Raw genomic sequence first — 22,486 nt, 5'->3', positions numbered from 1 at the left:
GATAAAGCTGAATTTTCTTTAATTTTTAAATTCTTGAATCTTTAAAATTTAATTCCTGAACATTTTATTTCTTGCTGTTTTGAATCTTGAAATATCCTTCAGAATCACTTCATCATTGGGATTAAAAAATTTCAGTTCGTTGACAATTTCAGAACGGGTGTTTACTTTTTCAGCAATGATTTCGTAAGCTATATTTCTTGTTACGGCATGCAGTTCCTGAGATTTTTTAAATTCATATTTCATAGCATCAAGATAAGTAATCTTTTTATTGTCTGGAGTTTTTTCGTATAAATTCATAATTTCTGATTCCAGCTTTTTAATATCAAAGATATTGGCGAAGTAGTTATTCAAACAATTGAAAGCATCTTTATCTTCTTCCCATCCTTTCAACAGCACTTTCTGTGCTTCTTCTGTTTTTTCCATTTTTTTACGGTAGACTAAAGAGGCTTTCACCATCTGATTATTTCCTGTATAATCATCTGCTACCAGCTGGTAATAGTGATGGGCATTCTTAAGATCATTGATTTCTTTATAAAGATCTCCCACTTTTTCTTTCTGCTCCATTTCTTTATAAAGCTCAATAGCTTTTTTATGCTGTTTTGCCTTTTCATAGCAAACCGCAGCATCGGATTTATTATTCAGTTTTTTAAGATATACTACCGCTGCTTCATTATAAAGCCCTCCATTTTCAAGTGTTTTTGCACCTCTGTAATTATCCTGCAGCAGGTTCATATAGACTCTTGCTGCTTTTTTATAATCTTTTTCGGCTATGTATTTTTCGGCAAGTTCTTCATATTTGCTCCTGATTTTGTCAAAGAGTGAATTTTCCAGATAGAAATTACTGCTTCCGCTGCCTTTTCTTCCAACTGAGTTCTTGCTATTTTGCTCCTTATCTTTTAAAGAAGTGATCACAATAAGGATAATAAACGCTACAATTAAGAAAATAACCAATGTTCCCACTACGCTCCAGAAACTTTCATGGAACAGCTGGGCTACAATTCCGATAATCTTAAACATGGCCAGCAGCACAAATGCTGCCATAAATTTGTCTATAAATTTCTGTCTATTCATCATCATCGGAATTTAAAATGGTTTTATCTTCTCTGAAAAGACGGTAAAGAAGTAACAGCACACCAATTACCAGAATCCACACAAACCAGTTGTACCCAAACATTTTAACCAGCGGATAAAATAAATATACAAGCATGGCTACAAGAATGGCAATTAAAACAAACTTTACCCAGCCGGGTACATTGTCTCCGCCAAGGTTTAACGATTTATTTTTAAACAGGAATGAGTATAATCCCACTCCAGCAATCATCAGGATTACCATATACAGAATATCTGAAACGGGAGTTTCTTTTTTTAAAGGAGTTCCTTCTGAACCCACTCCTTTTACTTTAGACTTGTCAATTGACACAGAAGAAGGATCTACGATATCCAGTGTACCGTAAAGTTTCCCTAGTGAATCAGCCATCAATGCCTTCCTTTTTTTGAGAAGGTATTTTACAACATCATCATTCACCGGTTTTCCTTTAGTATATTGCTTTAGAGAATCTGAAATTTTACGTTTCAGATTTTCAGTTTTTTGTTCAAGATGTTTTGTGATTTTTTGGGTGTAAATGGTTTTGAGTGAATCTCTGCTCTGTTTTTCTTTATTAACAAGCTTTTCGATATCTCTTCCTATTTCGCTTACATCTCTTCCGCCACCTTTTTTATAGTTTTCTTTGTCTTCTTTTGTTTTGGATTCAATGATTCCTGCATGAATAAGCTCTTTGGATAATCCCTTTCTCTGCTGGTGATACATTGAATCTATTTTAAGATCAATTTCCGACGTCCCGGACTGGAAAGCAATTATATCAGAAGGTGCTTTTACTGCATTATTTGCTATCTTTCCTGAAGAAGGAGTGTTTTCATCCTGTTCCGAACTATTTTTATCTGAAGGTAATGCAATCTTTAAAACGATAGCGGCAATAATGACTGCCCAGAATACTCTGCGAAAATTTCTGGTTCCTGCACTTTCCTTTTTGCCTCCTGCACCGCCACCAAATAATCCTTCCAGCCAGGTAAACTTACCAAATCCATCACCTCTGGAAGTTCCCATTACGTCCAGGGAAACACCTAAATCTACTGCTCTTTCAGGGTATTTTTCAATATATTTTAAGTATTTTTCTATTTCTTTTTTATTTCCGGCCATTACTTTTTTAAGATCAAACGGCAGGTTGTTCATCCATTCTTCTTCGGTTTGTTTTGGTTGTAATGCTTCCATTACTTTTTCATCATCCATTTCCACCGTGTAGCTTTCTATTTTCTGAGGGATTGAAACTCCGTTCAGAGGCTTTCTGATGGTTTCATTTATGGTTTCAGGTTGTTGAATTAATGAAATCCAGTCGATTTCTTCAGACAGCTTCACCAATCCGAATTCGGGATGCATAATCAGAAAACGTGAATCAAGCTGTGCCCAGTCTTCAGGATTTATTTTGGGATAAAAGGTTGTATTTTCAGGGATAAAAAGCCTGTCATCCACACTTTGAAAATAAGCATTCCTGCCTATTTCATGCGGAGCATGATCATTAAAAATGAGAAAACAACCGTACAGCACATTGGGACTGTCTGCCGGAATGGCAAAAGATTTTACCTGACTTAAATTAATACCAAGGATTTCCATTTCCTGAAGCCATACCACAGGTGAAGAACCTTTGATTAAAAGTCCTTTTTTGGGATAATTATTTTTCGGGAAAGGTTTTATTCTAAGCTCCATAATCCAAAATCTGTTCTATAAACGGTTTTAAAAACCTGTCACACATATCATCCATTGTTTTTACTTTCAACAGGGCATGTTCCGGAAGATAATATTCTGATCCTCCGAATTCCGTATAGGTAGCTAACGAGAGAAAACCACCCAATGTAGATGGAATAAAGAATTCTTCGATACTCTTATTACTGCTTCGGAACGTCAGCATTCCCCGAGAGTCGGTGATGATTTCACTTCCGTCAGGAAATGTAAATTTATTTTTATTCTGCTCTGCGAAAATTTTGATATCAAATTTATTTTTGGAAAAATCAAGTGTATTTTCCGTAGCACTATATAGTTCATTTCCAGAAACAACGAGGTTATTATACTTGTTGATTCCTATTTTATTGAAATTATTGATCACCTTCAGTCCACTTCCTTTCAACCTGGCAACTTCTGCTTCTGCTTTTATATTATTTTTTTCAAATTCTTTATCCTTTCCGGTAATAGGCTCTACAGAAATATTCCCATCAATATTGATTTTGTAATGGGTAGGGTTGTCCGGATGATGAAGATAAAAATTCCGTCCAAAATAAATCAACCTGTAAAATTCCGGAATGTTCATCCCTGTAAGATTCTGGTCAGAATATTCTCCGGTATTAAGATTAAGTTTTAAAATAAGTTTCTGTTCAGGATGATACTGACACAGAATAAAGTGTTGCTGTCTGTTTTTTGCCAAGGCAAACTGTCCTTTGGGTTTTATGGAAATTTTATCAAACAAAACTTCACAGCCATGAAATGTTTTATAATAATCGTAAGAATGTCTGTCGTAATAATTATCAGAAAGGTAAGTTTTCAGTAATTGCTTTTTTGAACTCAAAATGAAAAATTCTCCTTCATATAAGAACTTAGCAATCTTATTAACCGGCGTTGGAAATAAAATCGGATAGTTTTGCGGAAGATCTGTTTTCTTTCCATTGAAGTTCTGAACAGATTGTTTTTGTTGCGGCGGATTGGCCCACAGCTCCTGCAATGGAAGTTTTATTTTCTGGATATGCTTTCTTGCTCCTTTATGATGTTTGTAAAAATTGATTTCACCATCTGAAGCCGTTGTTACCAAAAACTTCAATTTATCCCTATTCTGATGTACAACCCGCTGAATTTCCTCATCAGCCATATTATCCTGATGGGTAATGAAGAACACTTCAATATCTTTTTGTGAATGATGTTCGTTAAAAAACTTCTCCAGTGCTTCCGAAACTTCCAGAACCGGACTTACCTGGTTAAGATTTTCCACCACTTCTTCCACTTTGTTCAGCGAAATCGGAATTGCTGCCTGCCCTAAAGCAAGAACTTTACATTCAGAATGAGCTTTGGGATGTTTAATAATGGCTATTGCAGAGGCATAAGCCAATACTTTCGGTGTTCCCCAGTTTCTAAGGGAAGTATCAATCAGGATAATTCTTTCAAAAATATTTTCTTCAGGCGGAATCTCTCTTTGAATATAAAGTGCTTCGTTATTGGCAACACGATTTATAAAGACATCATCTTCATTGGCAAATTCGGAAAGAAGCATTCTGTGAAAATCTCCTTTATTGGTCATATCGGAAATTCCTCCAATGGGTTGCTCTCCGGGAGAAAGATGACGCATTGGAATTTTAAGGCCGCTCCAGATTCTTTTGATCAGGCTTCCTATCTGAAAAGTCTTGGGTTCATCAATTAATTCTTTGATAAAATCTTTATGGCTATCTGCAGTTGTCTCTTCTTCTACCACCTCATCCTCCAATTCCGGCTCATGAACCAATCCTTTCATGGCATCAATAATGGATTGCACCGTAGGAAATTTTTCGTTCAGGTTCAAAGCACTTAGATCTTTGTTTAAAGCTATTGAACCTTCGTCTTGTTTTTCTGCACTGAGCGCTAGTTCCTGCGGTCGTTTATAATAGATCTTTAAATAAATATCCGCATGAAGAGAGGCCACCCTGTTATGACTATTGTTGAACAAAGTCTGGAGCAATACAATTCTGTTCTGTTTCTCCTTATAAACTTTGGGTAGTGATTTTATTTTTTCAAGGAATTCAATTTGCTTTTCCGCGTTGAACTCAAAATCTTCACCGCTATAAAACTCAGCTGTACGTCTTAGCGGGCCTGCAAAGTCCGTATATCCATCCTGCATCGCATACAAAACCATAAGCAATGCCCCGAACGGAGGCCATCCCTGCGGCTGAAGCTCTTTCAGTATCTCCATTAGATAAGGCCTGTAAGCTATGGCTCCTACTCCGGGAATGGAGAGGAGATTGTTTTCATGATAACCGGAATCACCGGGAACATCTTCATCAGTTTTCCATTCCCAAAAATAATTTTCATAGGACTGGAAATAAGCCTTTAATTCCATTCTCTTGATTTTTCTGTCAGGCGGAATGAGCTTACGGATAATGGACGGAAGTCTGTTTCTTTTATTGAAAGATAATTCCCATTTCCATCCCACAGCAGCCATCCTTCCTCTTGATTATATTTTTGCTGCAACAGTGTGCTTAGGTTTTTAAATTCAAAATCCAGACCTGCAGGCAATAAATGTCTATCCTTTGTCCAGTAGGTCTTTCCGGGAAAGCTCAATAATGGAGTTCCCATAAACAGGGCTTTATCGCCCAGAACTGTCCATTTTATTTTTTCAAGCTTAAACTTCGGTAGTGCAGCGATACTTTCTTTAATATCGGCAATGTTGCTCAGCAAAGCGATAACCGGATGTTCTTCATTGCTTTCTTTTAGTTCTATCCGAACCTGTTCATGAATCCCAAAATAGTTTTGGTTTGAAGGGGGAAGACTAAGCTGCAATGCTTTGTCTATAGGAATCCAGAGCAAAGCTGTCCGCATTTTTTTACTCGGAACCAAAGCCTCTTTTCTGAATAAAAGTCCATCACAAAGTTCATACAGAATAAAGTCCGGCAATTGTTGTATTTCTGAGGCTATCGCTTGTTCGTCTGTAAAACCTTTCAGCCAGATCGTTTCATCCTCTACAGCAATCTGAATATTCTTCCAGTCTCTGATGGAACCCAGAAAATCTTCATCAGCACGGGGAATTTCCGCCCAGAATTCTTTTAAACGCTTTGAAGAATCTTCTGCCATAAGCTTTCAATTTCTTGCTGGATATATTGTTTTTGCTCCGGATTTCTGATCCAGTCGCAACGGGTCTGCAGGTATCTCAATTTATCTTTTATTACATTCTGCTCTTCAAAACTTAATATTCCTTCATTCCATTTTTCTACAAGAATTTTTACGTCTTTCATAACTTCTTCAGGATTGGGAGTTTTGTTCTGCATGGCCTGTGGATGGGAATCCGGATGATCATCCTTCTCAATCGTCCTGTTGATAATTCCTTCCAGAATCTCAATCTGTTCTTCGGTATCCCAGATATGTTTCAACACCCACAAATCAGAAATTACGGCTTCTTTTCTTCCGCAGATCAGGGCGCTTGCTGCAATCAGATTCTGAAGTTTCACCGCTCTACGGTCTGAAATAGCAATCCCTGTATTTCTGAGGCTCATAATTGTGTTCAGATAGACTTCATAAATGGGTTTAAGATCTATGGTTCTACACAAACTCTGAAGCTGTCTGATTTCGTCAGCATGGATTTCCGGAATTTCCGTTTTTTCTTCGTTTTCCAGTTTTCTTCCGGCCAAAAGTACCTGTTGTAAGAGTTCGGGATTGACATAGTCTACATTAATTCTTACCAGAAAACGGTCAAATAATGCATTGAGTGCTTCATCTTCCGGAAGAACGTTACTTGCTCCTACAAACATCAGTGCAGGAAGATGCTTGGTTTCTTTTCCTCTTTTAAATATTTTTTCGTTGAGTGCTGTCAGAAGGGAATTCAAAATAGCCGAGTTCGCATTGAAGATCTCATCAAGAAAAACCAAGGAAGCTTCGGGCATCATTCCTTCCGTATTGGTCAAAAGTTCACCTTCTTTCAGTTTTCTGATATCAAAAGGTCCGAAAATCTCGTTCGGTTCTGTAAAACGGGTTAACAAATATTCGAAATTCTTTCCGTCTTTCACTGTTTTGGCAAGTGTTCTGACAATCGCAGATTTCGCCGTACCCGGAGGTCCGTATAAAAATGCATTTTCTCTTGCCAACAGGCATATTCCTAAAAGGTCTACGACATCATTTTTACCTACAAAAGTATCTTTTACGTAGTTAAGGACTGTATTAAGCTGATTTATATTCTGGTTCATTGATTTTAAAAATTAAAATTTCCACCACTTTTTCTTCGGTTTTTTCTCTTCTTTATTTTCTGCCTGTTCATTTCTTTTATTGAATGAAAAAGCCAGTCTCTGATAAGGCACTTTGATATCGAAATACAGCTGTGTTCCGTCATCCAGTGTAAGTACATCCATTATTTTATCTCCATCTTTGACCAGAATTTGTGAAACATCCTGTTTATTGAAGTGATGTCTGATCAGATCTCTTTCGTCGGAAATTCTTGTGATCATATAAGGAGAATCTTTGGTTCCGTCTCCGGTTTTTTCAAGGCAATCAAAGATAAGCTGTGCTATGGTCATTTCAATATTCCGTCCTTTTTCGTCCCCCAGTTCTTTGTAAGCAAAATATTTACAGATATGCGCTCTGGGACTCAGTAAAATATTGACATTGACATATTGTATAACCTCTTCAAATTTCCCTTCATTCAGTAAATCCTGTAAGTTTTCAATATCTTCGGAATAGGGATCATATTCCGTATTACTGATCACCAGTTCACGGCATTTCAGGAATGTTTCTTTTGTAGGGTCGGTTAAAAATTCAAATACTTTCTCATACGTTTTCATTATGGTGTTCGGTTATAGTTTTTAGTTCTCGCCAGAATGCATCTTTGTACATTCCGAATTCGGCTATTAGTAGTTTATTAATGAACGGAATTTCCGCAAGTTTATAATCTCTTTTTTCAACAATTCTTTCCAGATAAAGTTTCCTGTACGTATTGTCTTGCAGTTCTTCTGTCCAGTTCACGTTCTTCAGATCAAGATCATACCCTACTCCGGAATAGTGAAACTGTGTCAGAATATTTTCCAGCATAGGGATTAAAGCATCTTCGGGATCCACAGTATGTAAAGCAGTCATTACCTGTGGCAAAAATCTCAGTGACAAGTCTGCAGATAAGATAGAAGGAATATCCCGTGTTCCTTTGAACCGGGGAATAAGATTGTCAATATTTTTTTCTGTATTTTCTCTGATCAGATAAAGCTGTGCACTATGGTAGAGCACCTTGGCAGCCCAAACAGCGGTTTCTTTGCTGCAGGTCAATTGATCAGATAAAAATTCAAGTCTTTCTTTTTCGAATTCAGCTTCAAAATAATCTCCTGCTTCCGCCTCTTCCTGAGGGGAAATTTGCTGTAAGTTTGAAAAAAGAGTAATACATTCTTCCTTACGAAGCAAAAATATCGTGTCTAAAAACGGTGACTTGGTTTCCATGATCTAACAAAAATAAAATTATTTCGTTGAGAATAAAATTTTTGTGGAGAAGATTCTTTTTAAATATGGATTCTTTGAAGTTATCCTAAGGTTGGAAAGCGCAAAGGCGCCAGTGAGTAAGCATTGTAATACTTTTTAAGGCGTGAGAACATTTCGAATTCGCTGAATGTGAGGTTTTCAGCAAGGTAATTCTTACAATCTAAACCTTTTAGGTTTTAAAAACCTACAAGGTTTGAAATTACATATTTATTACTATACTAAAGATTGCTTCGTCGCTAAAGCTCCTCGTAATGACTTAGTGTGATACAATTTCAATAATATTATTTTCCGGATCAAGGATGACGCTTTCGTAATATCCGTCTCCTGTGGTACGCGGTTCTCCAGCCACTTTATATCCATCTTTTCTCAGTATTTCTGTAAGTTCGTCTACTTTTTGTTTATTGTCTACAGAAAATGCAAGATGAATAATTCCGTACTGCTGGGATTCATAAGAGTTTTCGCTTTCTTTGATATCCGGTCTGGTCATGATTTCAAGACGGCAGCCATTTTCAAAACTTAAAAAATAGGATTGAAAGTTTTTAACCGGATTATGGTATTTTTCATTGGAAACTGCTCCAAAATATTTCTGATAAAATGCTCTGGATTGTTCAAGATCTTTCACCCAAATGGCAATATGCTCTATTTTCACTTTTAAAATGTTAAATGTTTTACTTCTGCAAAAGTAGCCGGTCTGCTTTCACGATACCTGCTCTTCGTTATTCTTTTATTGTTCTCTGTTTACAAGGTTAGGTTTTGGATTATACAAAGGACTTTATTTAAAATATTATTTAAAGCATTTATTAATAATATCTTATATATTCTATTAATAAGAAGAGGTTTCATTGTTTCCATTTTCGTAATTATATAAACAAACTAAAAGTTATTATCTTTGTCCCATTCAAAAAAACATTATGAGTATTCACATCAGTGCAAAAAAAGGAGAAATTGCTAAAGTAGTATTGCAGCCGGGGGATCCGCTTCGTGCACAGTATATTGCTGAAAATTATTTAGAAAATGCTAAACTGGTAAGCAAAACCAGAGGTATTTTTTATTATACAGGGCTTTATAAAGGTAAAGAAATCACTGTAGGAGCGAGTGGAATGGGTTTCCCAAGTATAGGAATCTATTCTTTTGAGTTATTTACAGAATATGAAGTAGATACGATCATCAGAATCGGAACTTGTGGTGCTTACAATACAGATCTTCAACTTTTTGATATCTTAAATATTGACAAAGCTGCCAGTGAAAGTACGTATGCCAAATATGCATGGGGAATTGAAGACGAAATCCTTTCTCACCAGGGGAATATCTTTAATACCATCAACGAAACGGCTAAAGATTTATCTTTAAATGCTAAAGCCATCAATATCCACAGTAGCGATATTTTCTACAGAAAAGATCCTAACACTCCTGAAATTGCTACCAAATACAACTGTCCTGCAGTAGAAATGGAAGCTTTTGGTTTATTTGCCAATGCTCAGCATTTAGGAAAAAATGCAGCGACTATTCTTACGGTAACGGATATTATTCCTACCCACGAAAAAATCTCTGCTGATGAAAGAGAAACAGCTTTGAATCCAATGATGGAACTAGCTTTGGAATCGGCTATAAAGAGTTTGTAAGAAATAAATTCATTATAAAAAAAGAGCTTTACTTCATCAGTAGAGCTCTTTTTTATAGTCTGAAAAAATTTCTGGCTGTTTCTGTAGTATCATCTGCCACTTCAGAAATGCTGATCTTCTTCAGATGGGCAATGGTTTGTGCTACATAAGGTAAAAATGAAGGTTCATTTCTTCTGTTCTGCATTCTCGGCATATTCTTCGGAAGCATAAATGGGGCGTCTGTTTCAATCATCATCCTGTCAAGAGGGACATATTTTATAACGTCTTCAAGGTGTTTAAATCTTTTCTCATCACTGATGGCTCCTGTAAATCCTAAATAAAATCCTTTATCCAGATAAGTTTTTGCTTCATTCAATGTTCCGGTAAAGCAGTGTACAACGGCTTCAGGTAACTTTGAAAGACAGTCATCTGTGATTTCATTAAATCTTTTAAATGCGGATCTTTCATGAAGAAAAAGGGGTTTGTTTACTTCAATGGCGAGTTCAAGCTGTGCCTGATAACATTTTTCCTGCAAAGGTCTGGGAGAGAAATCACGGTCAAAATCCAATCCGCACTCTCCTACTGAAATCACATGATCCTGCTTTAATAGTTTTCTGAGCTCATCAATACTTTGTCCATTAAAAGATTTGGCATCGTGGGGATGAATTCCGGCTGTTGAAAATAAAATTTCGGGATATTCTTGTGCAATTTCCGCAGATTCTTTGCTTCCACGTATGCTGGTTCCGGTGAGAATCATATGTTCAACCCCCTCGTCCAAAGCACGGTTAATAATTTCTTCGTGTTCATTATAGAATTGTTTATTGGTCAGATTAATGCCAATATCAATATAAGTATTCATTCTTTTACTTTTTATTATTGGTTACTTTTAGTTAAAAAAATAGAAACAGACCGGGTTCGAACCGATGACCTTCCTTTGAATGGAATATTTTTCCAGTTAAACTACTGTTTCTTGTTTAGGTTTCTGCTCTCAGAAGATTAAAGTATTCTGAAGCTGTAAGAGGTCGTATTTCTCCGGTAGGAGTTACTTTTTCTTTCAATTCGCAGATGAGCAGATCTCCCTGTCTCTTCAAGCATTTTATATAAGGAATCAGATTACTGTGTATTCTGAAGGTAGATGCAATGGCCGCTAAAGCATCGGATTTATAATCGGATTCTATCCACAGCCAGTGTTCTTTTTCCGTAGATGGGCACCAACATTTCACTGCATAAGAATATTCTGCTCTGCTCCCCCAGATGAACACTCCCAATTTACGGTTTTCAATTTCATGTACTTCATAACGGTTAACTTTTTGGGTTAGTTTTTCGTTTCCGTTTTCATCATACTCCTCGTAGGCAATTTCAATTTCTTTTTCATTGATCTTTCTGGATTCAAGTTTTTTCATCAGATTTCCTACGCCATAATAACTGAAACAAAACAGTTTAAAGTTCCTATCTTCTGCTTTAAAGAATTCCTCATATTTCATTGGCTCCACTTCTGTCCAGAGACTTTCAATTTTTCCTAAAACCTTTGTAAAAAATGGAGTACTAAAAGCCTCCCATTGTCTTTCATACTCACGGGTTTTAAAATTCTGAAAGCTGCTGTGTCTTAATTTTAAGATCGCAACCAGTTTTCTCATAGGATAGCGCTTTTCCTGGAAAATATAAGGGAAAGATGTCCGTGAAATAATGAAATAATCTTTCGTAAGATGCAGATTATTATTTATTTTAAAATAAATATTCTTTGCGATATGTTCAAAGCCATCATAGGTACCGTACAAATAATTGTTGATACATTCCAGCGCAGGAAACTTCAGGTCTTTCATTCTGGAATCTCCCCATTCCCCAAGATACTTCAACGATTTAAAATCTGTTGCAGGGTTCACATTATACAAAAACTGAATTTTCCCGTTCACTTTTTGAAGGTGTTCAAAACGATAGGTTTCATGGATAATCAGATCTCCCACTTCAGCAATGTTAGGAGCGAACGTATTATAGGTATTGAAAAAGCCTTTCACATATCGAAGAGCATTCAGCTCACACTTTTCAGAACCATTATACATGAAATTTCCAATAATATCAGTCAAAACCGGAAATGCCCCTCTACTTCCTCCATTGAGCATTATATTACCGGATTTTTCAAGTGCCGGAAAAGTGACATAAGAACCATTTTCCATATGAATACTTCCGCTGGTTTCCTGAAGTACCGGAAATGAAACACCGGTATTTTCAAATTTCAGGTTACCAATCAACTTCTTCAGCATGGGAAAATGATGGGTAAATTTATGCCCGATATGATATTCACTTCTTATTCTAAGCGTACCATGAACAAATTCCAGATTCGGGAATGAAACATTTTTCCCTACAATGGTAATTTTACCACGTATTTCCCGGTGAGGAATTATAATATTATCTCCAAGAATATTGATATCAAAAATACCATCTTTCAAAAGCTCATCTGCCTGAAACTGGTACTGAACAGGAATAACATCTCTTGTTTTCAGCAACTTTCCATTTCTGGTATGTACTGTGGTATTCTTTACAGCAATACATCCTCCGATCGTTTCCAGGTTTTTAAAAGCGGCATCCACAATACACTTAAAATTGCCTCTGACTTTTCTAAGCTCATTCATCATGGTATGGCAATGCATGGTAAAATGACGTTCTACTGTTTCAAGTACCGGAAGTTCACAATATTTTGCATCAATAGAAAGATTTCCAGCGATATATTTCAACTCCGGAAAGCGGCAGCCTTCACCACGCAAATACAAGCTTCCTTCTATTTCTGTACAATGAAAGGTGATGTTTTTAGCATAAACTTCTATCAAAGCATATTTATCAAAAACAATATCCGCCCAGTCTTCTTCGGAGAATATTTTATATTTTCTTATGGTATCAGTCGTATGCATTTTCTATGATTTGAGTTATCGGGTTATATTCCTGCTGGATATACTTTACAAAGTAATCGCTTTCTATCCGGAGCATCTTATGTTCATTATGGGTGATAAAGGCATCTTCAGAAATCTGAAATGCTTCTGTAGTTCCGCTTTTAGCATAAATATGATATTGTTCTGTTTTCAACATATGCTGGTTGCTTGTTTTCTCAAGACAATATTCTTTATAATCCTTTGTATATTCTGCCAGATTATTAATTCTGTTCAAATAGTTTCTGTTGGTTTTCCTTTCTCTTACGGGGAGAATAGATTCTGTCACTTCCTTTCCTTTCACTAAACTTTCTGAGGCTTCTCTTTTTTGTTCCTGCACAATCCTGCTTCTTTCTTTCAGCATTTCAGTTCTCGAACGCTCCAACGCTTTTTCCATTGGAGTTCTATCCCTCCTCTGTATAGGTACCGGAACCTGAATTTCATCAATAATGTTCAGATAAATCAATAGTTTTTTAAGCATGGTATTATATTTTAAAATGAAAGCCAAAGAGACCGGGATCGAACCGGCAACCTATCCTCCATGGATATGCTTTTCCAGATTAAGCTACTGCTCTGACTTTCTGATTGGGGAGATAAGCACGATTCGAACGTGCATCAATTCCGGGCAGGGAATCATTTTTCCGTTAAACTATTATCTCCATTGTTTGCATTGGAAGTACCGCAGGATTTGAACCTGCAGCTCGTCCCTGCTGAGGACGTATTCTTCTCCTTTTGAACTATGTACTCCTGTGAAACGGACGGGAATCGAACCCGCAGCCGTTGACGTGGATGGTCAAAGCTCTTCCGTTGAGCTACCGTTTCAATAGTTGGGAGATAAGCAGGAATCGAACCTGCAACTCATTTTAGCAAAATGTATTTTTCCATTATTACTATTATCTCCGTATGGATTTTACCAGGTATGAACTTTATAGTTTTTCAATAAAACTCCACTGAAGTAATTTCCTTGTATTCCTTCTATCACAGGGTGCAGAATTCTGGCCGCCCCATCCACAGAATCCAGCGGGGGAATATATCCCATCTCAAACTGTTTCTTTCTAAGACTTTCTTTGGCTCCTGTAGAAATCCACCCCACATCTACGGCACTCATATAAATCTGATCATTTTCAAATTCTTTTGCAGAAGTGAGGGTCATCATATTCAGAGCTGCTTTTGTCATATTGGTGTGCGGATGAAAAATCGTCTTATTTTCGTAGCTGAAAATTCCTTCTGATGAAGTGACATTGATGATAAATTTTTCTTTAAAAGCAGAGTTTTTCATCAATGGTTTCAACTCTTTGATCAGAAAATAAGGGGCAATATGATTGATGAGGTTCACCTCTACCAATTCAAACATAGAAACTTCTTCCAGCGTAGAATTCCAACTTGTTTTTTCTCTGTTATCTACCGGCTGTCCAAAACGGGTAAGTGCAACCTGCGTTTCTTCATTTTGAGCATATTCCAGTTTTGCTGTTTCATTTGAAATTTCCGTGTGGTTTGGAATCAGGGTATGAATATCTTTAAATGCTATCAGTTTTTCTTTTTCGCGTTTTATAATTGGCAGATAGTATTCGTCGGGATATTTAATGGTCTGGGCTGCATTATTGATCAGAATATCCAGCGTATCAAAATTCAACTTATAAAAATCAATAAAATCCTGGATTGCCTTCAGATTTCTAAGATCCAGGCCATAGATCCAAAGTCTGTCTTTCCAGTTTTCATAATCTGCCTCCTGCTGCATAAGCTCCATTGCCAATGCCGGAAAACGGGTTGTCAAAACCAAATTGGCCCCGCTTCTCAACACCTTCAATGCAGTAGCAAACCCCACCTTCACTCTTCCTCCTGTCAGGATTAAATTTCTTCCCGTAAGATCAGCTGTTTCAAAACGCTTTTCATAGTTTTCTCCGGCGCATACAGGACACAATCTGGAATAGAAAGAATGGGCATACTGATAACTTTGGTTACAGCAGTAGCAGTTTTTGGGAATCTGAAGCTTTGTAAGTTTCACTTCTTCCTTTTCATCATCATAAAAAGCAGAAATACCAGCCAATGCTTTCTGCATCAGTACCGCATTGGAATTTATCGCCAGATCATGAGACCTCATCTCAGAATAGTTTTCATGACGGCTTTGTCTTTTGGCATTTTTATGAATTTTGGTAATCAGTCCTGAAAATGTTTTATTATCAGGGTTCAGGAAAGGGGTTTCTTTCAAGGAATTAAGCACCTTGAGACATATTTCCCATTCTTCGGCTGAAAATTTTTGTTCTGATTGATTCATAGCTTCTGTTTTATGTCTGCAAAACTAGAAGCATGGTACGCAATGTTTTTACGCAGTTAAAAATTAAGATAAAAAAGACGAAAAACGAAAAGAGAAAATAGTTTTAAGGTTAAAAAAATCTGATTAATCTGTCTTATTTGTAAGCTTATCTATTTTCCCACAGATTTCACAAATGACACAGATGTTTGTATTTATTTATTCGTTGATAAATTTTTCGAGAAAACCGATCAGCTTTGTTCCTCCGTGACTCCAACGAATTCCATGGCCTTCTTTTTCCCGGACTTCAAAAACCAGCTCATGCTTGTAATGGAAGAAAACATTCCACCAGGTTTTATGATCAAGGATGTCATTGATTTTTGCCATTACTTTTTCCTGCTTCTGTTGGTTATTTCCTTTTATCTCTCCCCAGAAATCATCATCCATTCTTCCAATATGCTTTTCCCAGGCTCTTTGTGCAATGGTAATTTCATTGTTGAATGGTTCTTTGCAGGCATTGATCAACGTTCCTTTCAAAGGAGGAATAGCATTTTCATCACGGATGCTGGCAGAGGTAAGCCTTTGTCCTAAAACATTCAGCCAATGTTCAAAAGGAATTTCTTCCAGAAGTTGAGCTTTTACATCATCTGAATCATTATTATCAAGAATCTTCATCAATTTTTCAAAGCTTTCTTTCCTGTCAATAATTATTTCTTCATTAAAATAAGGAAGGTGCAATTCTAAAGTATTGTCCTTAAACTTCTGGATATTTTTTTCCAGATATTTCAGATGTTCTTGTGCTAAAATGGCTTTGTATTGGCTTTTCCATGTTTCGGATAACAGGGCAATATAAGGTTCGAACGGATTCATATTTTACTTCATTTTGATCAGATTAACAGGAATACTTTCTTCTGTAATCAAATATCCGATCAGATTAAACCATTCTTTACAGTGGTCCAGAATCCAGGCATCTGAGGAAATAACGATGGCTGAACTTTCTGCCAGGAATTTATCGGGATTGTATTGCAGATCTGCATCCCAATTGAGCTGATCCTCTTCGGCAAATTCCAGAATAATCTGTTTGATTCTTCCACTGTTGGAAACCGGCTTATCAAAGATCCATACCAATTGATCAATCTGACTTTTCCGGTAAAAAGAAGCTACCAATTCTACTGCTCTTAAGGTTTGATTCACTCTTTTATAAGTTCCATGCACACCTGAAAGATCACGGATACAGCCATCCAATCCTTCAAAAACATAAGCTTCGGAAAGCAGACTTTCCAGTAAAATAAGAACATTGAACCCATCAAGATATACCGTTTTATCTTTCAAATCTGAAGTACCAACATGCTTCAACTGTCTGTTATCAAGCTGTTGAATGGATGCTGACGCTCCCCTCAATGCTTGTATCTGACGGGTTTTCAGTCGATACCTGTTACCCACAAGATCAGAAGCCGCTTTTTCCGGATACTCTCTGCTCAACAGATACTGCATGTCTTCAACAGCCAGTCTCAGTTTGGAGATCTGTTTTTCTGAGCCAAATAAGGTATCATCACCAGTATTTTTTCCGCGGTTTCTGTTATTCATATTCAAAAATAGAGTTTTTGGTGAATTTTTATGGTAAGAAATTGATTTTAATAAATAATGCTAAAAACCACCCCGTCAAAAATTCTTTGAATTTTCGCCACCCCTCCAAAGGATGGGAATTGGGTACTTTTGATGCAAATTTTGGACATAATACCATTTTTCTCATTCTGAACTGGGATCTGTTATGTTTTTTACAACAAAAGAGATATTTTATACAACATATTAACATTGATTAGGGATAAGTTTGCAAAGACTTAAAAATACCCTTATGAATACACTGAAAAAATTATGTTATCTGTCTGCTGCTATACTGTTATCAGCATCTTTTGTTTCATGCTCAAGTGATGACAATGAAATAAGTATTGAACAACAGACTCCCTCACAGGTATTGTCTTCCACTCCATGGGAAACTACAGCAGCCAAAGATAAAAATGGAAATAATGTAGCCCTTACCGATGCCAGCGTAGCCGGATATGTAGGTTTTGCTTACTTCAAAGCAGATGGAAAGTTTGCAATTTATAATCTGACTGACATATTAAGATCTATGGGAACATGGTCTGTAGATGCTCAGGGTAAAACAAGAACTATTGCAGCATTAAACCCGGATGGGACTACTATTTTCACCCGTGATGTTGAAATTCTTGTTTTGAACAGAAATGAGTTCACCTACAGAATTCGTCCTAACTCCAGCGATCAGTCAGTTTACTATGATATCATCCATACAAGAACCTCTCATGCGGAGCCAACGAACGGGCAGCTTACCCTGGCTTCTACTCCATGGGAAACTACTGGAGCTAAGGATAAAAGCGGAAATAATATTGCATTAAATGATGCCAGTGTAGCCGGATTTGTGGGATATTCTTACTTCAAGGCCAACGGAACTTTTAAAATTTTTGGGTTAAATGATGTATTAAGATCCGAAGGAACATGGTCTATCTCTCCGGATGGAAAGAAAAGAACACTTACCACTCCTACTTTTACCCGTGTTGTAGATATTCTGGTACTGAACGAAACAACATTTACTTACAGAATTACACCTGATGCTGCAAATCCATCTGTATTTTACGATATTATTCATTCCAAGGTCAATCATAAAGAACCTTTGTAGTGATTATTTTTTTGATAAGAAGGAAGAAACCGCGCCAATAATGGACCGGTTTTTATTTTTCCAGTTCTATCGGATTATCATATGCCAGGTTTTGTTGTTGCTCTCTTTGCTTTTGTCGTACAATTTCCTGCCCTTTTAAAATTGTCGTTCCATAGCTTGCCAGTACAGCAGCGGCATTTTCTCTGGCAGTCTTTAATGCCTGTTCCAGTTTTGGCTGTGTAGTTTCTATGGCTTCTGTATATCTTCTTTTATTAATCTTAACAGGCTTACCTTTTAGTTCAGCAGTGGGTACGGATTTTACAAGTTCAAAATCAAAATCTCCTGTTTCATCGGCTATTTTGATGATCAGTCCCGGCAATCCACCAAATTTATAGGGACCATAGGGAAATGGAATTTCAGTGGAATACCATGCCACCCAGATTCTTCCTCTATAGCTGAGTTCGGCTTTTTTGCAGTGTAGTGTATTAATTATTTTTGATTCATTAATAAGTTTCCAGCCGTTCATAACGGGTTGCTTATACGTAAGCAATGACATTCCGGCTAACTGGAAATATTGTATATTTTCATTGGTCTGTAATATGGTGGAGAGAAATCTTGTTTTGGGTACTGATACTCCTGCAAGGCTAAGACTAATGCTTCCATCCGGATTCTTTGTTGTCTGCAGAGAGTTTTCTATCACCGAATCTCTTTTAAGAGATTGAACACTTGTAAAAAATGCCCGGTTATTACTTACCTGTAATGAGAACAGCTCCTCATGAATGTAATCTGTTTGTCTATTTAACCTGCCTTTTAAGCGGTATGTAAAATCTCCCTGCAAAGTATCTTTTTCATAGGATTGAGCGTATGATAAAATACTGTAAAGCAAAATTAATAATGTTATTAGTTTTTTATAGTAGTACATAAAGGGTTTTAATTATATATAGTCTTCCCACCATTTTTTCCAGACTGCAGATCCCAACTGATCCAGATCTACTTTTTCTCCAATCATCGGAAGGGTTATAGGTATATTATTTTCTTCTGCATGTTTCGAAGCGAGCTCCAAAGGTTCATACCAGATGTGCTGGGCAAGCTTGAATTTAGAATTGTGTACCGGGATAAAGTTTTTGGCTTTCAGTTCTTTTATTTCTGTGATCAACTGATCTGGCAGCGTATGAATATAGGGCCATTTTTCATTATACTGCCCATTTTCCATTACGGCTAAATCAAATGGTCCATATTTTTCCCCTATTTCTGTAAAATGATTTCCATAACCGCTATCACCGCCTAAAAACAGATTTTTCGTAGGTGTTTTTAAAACAAAGGAAGTCCAGAGTGAGATATTACGGTTCAGCAATCTGCCGGAAAAATGTCTTGCCGGAGTGAGTGTAATTCTGAAGCCTTCTGCAATGTCTATACTTTCCCACCAGTTTTTTTCGACAATTCTATCAAAGCTCCAGCCCCAATATTCGAAATGCTGTCCGGTTCCCAAACCACAAATAACTTTACCTACTTTATCTTTTAATTCATGAACGGTTTTATAATCAAGATGATCCCAATGGTCGTGGGAAATAAGCAGAAAGTCTATTTCCGGCATATGTTCCGGTTTGTAATAATCTGCCCCCTGAAAAGCTTTTATAGAACCGGGCATTGGAGAAGCATTTCCACTGAAAACAGGATCTATAAGAAATTTCTTTCCATCCAGCTGTATAAAATAGGAGCTGTGCCCAAACCATACCAACACATTTTCATCCGGACGAAGATTCTTAAGGTCAGTCACTATAAACGGGAGAGCGATTTTTGGTGATGTATTTTCTACTTTGCACAAGCTTTGAAGGAGCAATTTAGTCATGCTTTCTCCTTCTAACAGCGCCGGGGTTGTTAATATATTCTGAAATCGCCCGTTGAGATAATTCGGTAGTGTACTGAAATATTCTTTCCTTTTTTCATCCGGAAACTGTCCGAGCTGCTTTTTTAAACTTTTCATTCATTTAATTTTAAATCCAGTCATACTTTCCAGAGAATACACCCTGTTTTATTAACCGGAAAACCTTAATATAAAATAAATATAAGCATAAGATTTTGAGATATAAAAATAAATTGAAAAGGATATGAAATTTAAATTCTTCGTTAATCAATGAAAGATTCTTAAAAAAGCCATTTAACCAATCCGAGCATGATGGTTCCTAATATTACACAGAATAGTATCATTATTACCAAAATCTTCCCACATTCTGTCCAAAACTTTTTACGATCGAAAGTAAAATCAACAGGATTAATATAATAGACCTCATAAACCAAAGGATTTATTCGCAAATCTGGTCGAAAATACACAATTCCCTGGATGTATCTTCTTCGTAAAGCTCTCAAATTTCCAATATAAGTAGTGTAGCCTGCATCCATTCCATTAAAATCAACGTCTGCTACCGAGCCATTGTTATTTACTTTCAATATATAAGTTTTATGCCTTGGACTGATACTCACATCATATTCATCAGAAAAGGAATATTTTTTCAGGCTATTGTACAAAATTTTATCTATTGTTCCATCGGCTCTCTCATAGTGAACTCCTTTATCATCAACCTCTATCTTTCTGACAATTCTTTTTCTGATTCTCCTTTGGTAAAGAAAAAAACGATATAAACCGAAAGCAAGTGCCGGATAGTATAGTATGGCTACAATAACAAATATAACCGGTTTATCACTCATCACAACAGGCAATCCCACTATGATCAGAAACGCTGCCAACAATAAAAGCCCCCCAAAAGTCCTGGTCAGCCAGGTCATGAACCAGCATGTTTTAGAAACTAATGGCAAAAAATCTTTTCTTACATCCTCTTGCATCTGTTCAAGATACAAAAAAAGTAAATAACCTTCAGTAAGCAGTTATGATCTTAATAGCTTCCCTCCTCCTGCTTCCAGCTTCCAAACTATAATACAAAAGAGCCACCGCAGTACACCGTGACTCTTTTTACTTAATTGAAAATAAGATATGATTATCGAAACTATAATATCGTATAGGTCTTTTCTGTACTTACATTATAAGTATCAGAGATGACATTGTCTACAAACCTCCATTCTGCAGTAGAACTTCCAGTGGTAAATTTCACATGCAGATATCCTCTTTTATAAAGATTGGCATAATCCAGATCATCAATCAGTAATGAAAATGCCTGGGCCAGTTCTATCGCTTTTGCAGGATCTGAAGTTATTCCCAGATATCCTTCCAAGCCAGGAGAAGAAACGGAGCTGCAAGCCAATTCTGTTCCGATAAACTTCCCTTGTGCATCGTTCAGTTTTCCTAACCATGCATTGTGGGTATCTCCCGCTAATACCACTACATTTTTCCCTGCAAGAACAGAATAAAGTTGTTCCCTCTCCATAAAATATCCATCCCATGCATCCAGATTGTATGGTAAAGTAGTTGTGATTCTTGCAATTTCCTGAGGTGTCAAAGTAGGATCCTGCTGTTGGTATCTTGTTTTAAGAATAATCAGCTGAGTGATGGTATTCTGAAGGGCCTGCATGGTAGCCGGCTGTGCACTTCCGTGTTGTTTAATTTCTGCAAGAATCTGATTCAGCAGCATCAATAACTCTGCTGGAACCATCATTTTAGTCATTAAAATCTGCTGGCCCAGCACTTTCCATTTTGCAGTATCGCTATTGATCTGAGAGCCCAGCCATGCCATCTGCTCATTTCCGATTAGTTTTCTGTTTGTGCTTAAAAAATCTGTTTTAAACTGTATTTGATTAAAATTCCCAGTACTATCAATATAATCGGAATATTCCATTTGCTTATCTCTTGCAATCACCCTGGTATCCATCATGTATAGTGAAAGGATATTCCCGAAATTGAAACTTCTGTAAATTCTCATATCTTTTCCCGTTTTAAGAGGAATATATTCGCTATATGCCTGGAAAGCCGCCATTTTTCTTGCCTGGAAATCGCCTTCGTTGGGCTGATGATTTTCTGCTCCGGATTTATAGGTATCATTAGCAAATTCATGATCATCCCAAACACAGATGAACGGTTTTTTCTGATGAAGAAGCTGAAGATTTTTATCTCCTCTGTACTGCCTGTATCTTTCTCTGTAATCGCTGAGGTTAAGAATTTCCTTCGCCGGCTGATGAGCTCTTCCTAACTGATTGGTGTAAGGATTTGTTCCGTATTGTCCCGGAGCATATTCATAAATATAGTCTCCAAGGTGTACTACAACATCAGCTTCAGATTTTGCAATTGCACCGTATACATTAAAAAGTCCTGCAGGAAAGTTGGAACAAGACACCACTGCCATTTTCACTTCACTTACAGCATCCGATTTTGAAGGTAAAGTAAGGGTTTCTCCTGTCACACTCACTTCTTTGGTCTTACTGTTATAGAATCTATAATAATATTTTGTGTTAGAAGAGATATTCTGTACATCTACAGCTATAGTAAAGTCATTTACTGCCATAGCATTGGCCTGCCCTCTTCTTACCACCTCCGAAAAAGTATTGTTTTTGCTAATTTCCCATGTAATTTCTGCATCCGTTCCCTTTGAATATCGGGTCCAGATAATAATTCCTGTTGCACTCGGATCAAAACTTGCGACCCCGGATTCAAAACCTCCGTTTTGGAGATTATCGGGAGCATTTCCATTTTCAGTAAAATCGTCACTGCAACTTTCGATAAGAGGAGCAAGAAAAATTCCTCCGGCTGCCAATAGTGAATTTTTAAGAAATCTTCTTCTGTTGAATTGGTGGTTGTTTTCCATCATTACTTTTTTTGCAAAGCAACGGTATATGAAGAAGAAAATTGTTAAC

20 protein-coding genes and 4 tRNA genes are annotated in these 22,486 nt (G+C 36.9%); 2 read left to right on the top strand and 22 right to left on the bottom strand.

Annotated elements, in window-relative coordinates:
- Positions 1-48: 48 nt before the first annotated feature.
- The 8 genes from DEU39_RS22120 to DEU39_RS22085 form a co-directional block, all read right to left on the bottom strand.
- A complete protein-coding gene (locus tag DEU39_RS22120; protein ID WP_228436874.1) occupies positions 49-1,077 on the bottom strand; it encodes a soluble NSF attachment family protein in 1,029 nt (342 codons plus the stop codon).
- Positions 1,064-2,761 (bottom strand): APC family permease, encoded by a 1,698-nt coding sequence (locus tag DEU39_RS22115; RefSeq protein WP_120233399.1) that lies wholly within the window; start codon positions 2,759-2,761, stop codon positions 1,064-1,066. Before DEU39_RS22115 ends, DEU39_RS22120 begins: the two co-directional genes overlap by 14 nt.
- Entirely contained in the window at positions 2,751-5,129 is a 2,379-nt protein-coding gene (locus tag DEU39_RS22110; protein ID WP_120233398.1) for a hypothetical protein, read from the bottom strand. The genes DEU39_RS22115 and DEU39_RS22110 overlap by 11 nt, the downstream gene beginning before the upstream one ends.
- A complete protein-coding gene (locus DEU39_RS22105; protein ID WP_120233397.1) occupies positions 5,120-5,860 on the bottom strand; it encodes a hypothetical protein in 741 nt (246 codons plus the stop codon). The genes DEU39_RS22110 and DEU39_RS22105 overlap by 10 nt, the downstream gene beginning before the upstream one ends.
- A complete protein-coding gene (locus tag DEU39_RS22100) occupies positions 5,833-6,966 on the bottom strand; it encodes an AAA family ATPase (protein ID WP_120233396.1) in 1,134 nt (377 codons plus the stop codon). Before DEU39_RS22100 ends, DEU39_RS22105 begins: the two co-directional genes overlap by 28 nt.
- Positions 6,967-6,978: 12 nt before the next feature.
- Positions 6,979-7,557 carry a DUF4919 domain-containing protein gene (locus tag DEU39_RS22095; protein WP_120233395.1) on the bottom strand — a complete coding sequence of 193 codons (579 nt, stop codon included), beginning with the start codon at positions 7,555-7,557 and terminating at the stop codon, positions 6,979-6,981.
- On the bottom strand, positions 7,544-8,200 hold the full coding sequence (locus DEU39_RS22090; RefSeq protein ID WP_183037462.1) for a hypothetical protein: 657 nt from the start codon (positions 8,198-8,200) through the stop codon (positions 7,544-7,546). The genes DEU39_RS22095 and DEU39_RS22090 overlap by 14 nt, the downstream gene beginning before the upstream one ends.
- A 295-nt stretch (positions 8,201-8,495) precedes the next feature.
- Positions 8,496-8,888 carry a VOC family protein gene (locus tag DEU39_RS22085; protein WP_120233394.1) on the bottom strand — a complete coding sequence of 131 codons (393 nt, stop codon included), beginning with the start codon at positions 8,886-8,888 and terminating at the stop codon, positions 8,496-8,498.
- Between the two features lie 262 nt (positions 8,889-9,150).
- Here DEU39_RS22085 and deoD point away from each other — a divergent pair, with 262 nt between their 5' ends.
- On the top strand, positions 9,151-9,861 hold the full coding sequence (gene deoD, locus DEU39_RS22080; RefSeq protein WP_034693505.1) for a purine-nucleoside phosphorylase: 711 nt from the start codon (positions 9,151-9,153) through the stop codon (positions 9,859-9,861).
- A 52-nt stretch (positions 9,862-9,913) separates the two neighbouring features.
- Here deoD and DEU39_RS22075 read toward each other — a convergent pair whose 3' ends face one another.
- The 10 genes from DEU39_RS22075 to DEU39_RS22035 all read right to left on the bottom strand — a co-directional run bounded on the left by DEU39_RS22075 (position 9,914) and on the right by DEU39_RS22035 (position 16,599).
- Positions 9,914-10,699 (bottom strand): TatD family hydrolase, encoded by a 786-nt coding sequence (locus DEU39_RS22075; RefSeq protein ID WP_062675555.1) that lies wholly within the window; start codon positions 10,697-10,699, stop codon positions 9,914-9,916.
- A 115-nt stretch (positions 10,700-10,814) separates the two neighbouring features.
- Complete coding sequence (locus DEU39_RS22065; RefSeq protein WP_120233393.1) at positions 10,815-12,746, bottom strand: hypothetical protein; 1,932 nt, start codon at positions 12,744-12,746, stop codon at positions 10,815-10,817.
- Complete coding sequence (locus DEU39_RS22060) at positions 12,733-13,242, bottom strand: hypothetical protein (RefSeq protein ID WP_120233392.1); 510 nt, start codon at positions 13,240-13,242, stop codon at positions 12,733-12,735. The genes DEU39_RS22065 and DEU39_RS22060 overlap by 14 nt, the downstream gene beginning before the upstream one ends.
- 23 nt (positions 13,243-13,265) lie before the next feature.
- Positions 13,266-13,337: transfer RNA gene (locus tag DEU39_RS22055), tRNA-Pro, on the bottom strand.
- Positions 13,338-13,347: 10 nt separating this feature from the next.
- Positions 13,348-13,420: transfer RNA gene (locus DEU39_RS24580), tRNA-OTHER, on the bottom strand.
- A 13-nt stretch (positions 13,421-13,433) separates the two neighbouring features.
- Positions 13,434-13,509: transfer RNA gene (locus DEU39_RS24575), tRNA-Ala, on the bottom strand.
- A 2-nt stretch (positions 13,510-13,511) separates the two neighbouring features.
- Positions 13,512-13,583, bottom strand: a tRNA-Gly gene (locus DEU39_RS22050).
- Between the two features lie 88 nt (positions 13,584-13,671).
- On the bottom strand, positions 13,672-15,036 hold the full coding sequence (locus DEU39_RS22045; RefSeq protein ID WP_120233391.1) for an SDR family NAD(P)-dependent oxidoreductase: 1,365 nt from the start codon (positions 15,034-15,036) through the stop codon (positions 13,672-13,674).
- A gap of 195 nt (positions 15,037-15,231) precedes the next feature.
- Positions 15,232-15,882, bottom strand: a complete 651-nt coding sequence (locus tag DEU39_RS22040; RefSeq protein WP_120233390.1) for a hypothetical protein — start codon at positions 15,880-15,882, stop codon at positions 15,232-15,234.
- A gap of 3 nt (positions 15,883-15,885) precedes the next feature.
- Positions 15,886-16,599 (bottom strand): DUF434 domain-containing protein, encoded by a 714-nt coding sequence (locus DEU39_RS22035; protein ID WP_183037461.1) that lies wholly within the window; start codon positions 16,597-16,599, stop codon positions 15,886-15,888.
- Between the two features lie 268 nt (positions 16,600-16,867).
- On the opposite strand from DEU39_RS22035, the gene DEU39_RS22030 reads away from it, so the two are divergent.
- Entirely contained in the window at positions 16,868-17,707 is an 840-nt protein-coding gene (locus DEU39_RS22030) for a DUF4822 domain-containing protein (protein ID WP_120233388.1), read from the top strand.
- Between the two features lie 52 nt (positions 17,708-17,759).
- Here the strand turns inward: DEU39_RS22030 and DEU39_RS22025 are convergent, their stop codons facing one another.
- The 4 genes from DEU39_RS22025 to DEU39_RS22010 all read right to left on the bottom strand — a co-directional run bounded on the left by DEU39_RS22025 (position 17,760) and on the right by DEU39_RS22010 (position 22,440).
- On the bottom strand, positions 17,760-18,608 hold the full coding sequence (locus tag DEU39_RS22025; protein WP_120233387.1) for a GLPGLI family protein: 849 nt from the start codon (positions 18,606-18,608) through the stop codon (positions 17,760-17,762).
- Positions 18,609-18,620: 12 nt separating this feature from the next.
- A complete protein-coding gene (locus DEU39_RS22020; RefSeq protein WP_120233386.1) occupies positions 18,621-19,670 on the bottom strand; it encodes an MBL fold metallo-hydrolase in 1,050 nt (349 codons plus the stop codon).
- Between the two features lie 161 nt (positions 19,671-19,831).
- Positions 19,832-20,470, bottom strand: coding sequence for a hypothetical protein (locus DEU39_RS22015; protein WP_147367635.1), 639 nt, complete (start codon positions 20,468-20,470; stop codon positions 19,832-19,834).
- 218 nt (positions 20,471-20,688) lie between these two features.
- Entirely contained in the window at positions 20,689-22,440 is a 1,752-nt protein-coding gene (locus DEU39_RS22010) for an alkaline phosphatase D family protein (RefSeq protein ID WP_120233384.1), read from the bottom strand.
- Positions 22,441-22,486: the final 46 nt, after the last annotated feature.

Origin of the sequence: Chryseobacterium sp. AG363 (genome assembly GCF_003610675.1) — a bacterium.
Taxonomy (GTDB): Bacteria; Bacteroidota; Bacteroidia; order Flavobacteriales; family Weeksellaceae; genus Chryseobacterium; species Chryseobacterium cucumeris.
Note: the sequence above shows the minus strand (reverse complement) of the source record. Positions and strands in the feature narration are given on the sequence as shown.

Coding starts and splice junctions, on each gene's coding strand:
- DEU39_RS22120 (WP_228436874.1), bottom strand. CDS start 1,077: ATGATGATGAATAGACAGAAATTTATAGACAAATTTATGGCAGCATTT.
- DEU39_RS22115 (WP_120233399.1), bottom strand. CDS start 2,761: ATGGAGCTTAGAATAAAACCTTTCCCGAAAAATAATTATCCCAAAAAA.
- DEU39_RS22110 (WP_120233398.1), bottom strand. CDS start 5,129: ATGGAATTAAAGGCTTATTTCCAGTCCTATGAAAATTATTTTTGGGAA.
- DEU39_RS22105 (WP_120233397.1), bottom strand. CDS start 5,860: ATGGCAGAAGATTCTTCAAAGCGTTTAAAAGAATTCTGGGCGGAAATT.
- DEU39_RS22100 (WP_120233396.1), bottom strand. CDS start 6,966: ATGAACCAGAATATAAATCAGCTTAATACAGTCCTTAACTACGTAAAA.
- DEU39_RS22095 (WP_120233395.1), bottom strand. CDS start 7,557: ATGAAAACGTATGAGAAAGTATTTGAATTTTTAACCGACCCTACAAAA.
- DEU39_RS22090 (WP_183037462.1), bottom strand. CDS start 8,200: ATGGAAACCAAGTCACCGTTTTTAGACACGATATTTTTGCTTCGTAAG.
- deoD (WP_034693505.1), top strand. CDS start 9,151: ATGAGTATTCACATCAGTGCAAAAAAAGGAGAAATTGCTAAAGTAGTA.
- DEU39_RS22075 (WP_062675555.1), bottom strand. CDS start 10,699: ATGAATACTTATATTGATATTGGCATTAATCTGACCAATAAACAATTC.
- DEU39_RS22065 (WP_120233393.1), bottom strand. CDS start 12,746: ATGCATACGACTGATACCATAAGAAAATATAAAATATTCTCCGAAGAA.
- DEU39_RS22060 (WP_120233392.1), bottom strand. CDS start 13,242: ATGCTTAAAAAACTATTGATTTATCTGAACATTATTGATGAAATTCAG.
- DEU39_RS22045 (WP_120233391.1), bottom strand. CDS start 15,036: ATGAATCAATCAGAACAAAAATTTTCAGCCGAAGAATGGGAAATATGT.
- DEU39_RS22040 (WP_120233390.1), bottom strand. CDS start 15,882: ATGAATCCGTTCGAACCTTATATTGCCCTGTTATCCGAAACATGGAAA.
- DEU39_RS22035 (WP_183037461.1), bottom strand. CDS start 16,599: ATGAATAACAGAAACCGCGGAAAAAATACTGGTGATGATACCTTATTT.
- DEU39_RS22030 (WP_120233388.1), top strand. CDS start 16,868: ATGAATACACTGAAAAAATTATGTTATCTGTCTGCTGCTATACTGTTA.
- DEU39_RS22025 (WP_120233387.1), bottom strand. CDS start 18,608: ATGTACTACTATAAAAAACTAATAACATTATTAATTTTGCTTTACAGT.
- DEU39_RS22020 (WP_120233386.1), bottom strand. CDS start 19,670: ATGAAAAGTTTAAAAAAGCAGCTCGGACAGTTTCCGGATGAAAAAAGG.
- DEU39_RS22015 (WP_147367635.1), bottom strand. CDS start 20,470: ATGACCTGGCTGACCAGGACTTTTGGGGGGCTTTTATTGTTGGCAGCG.
- DEU39_RS22010 (WP_120233384.1), bottom strand. CDS start 22,440: ATGATGGAAAACAACCACCAATTCAACAGAAGAAGATTTCTTAAAAAT.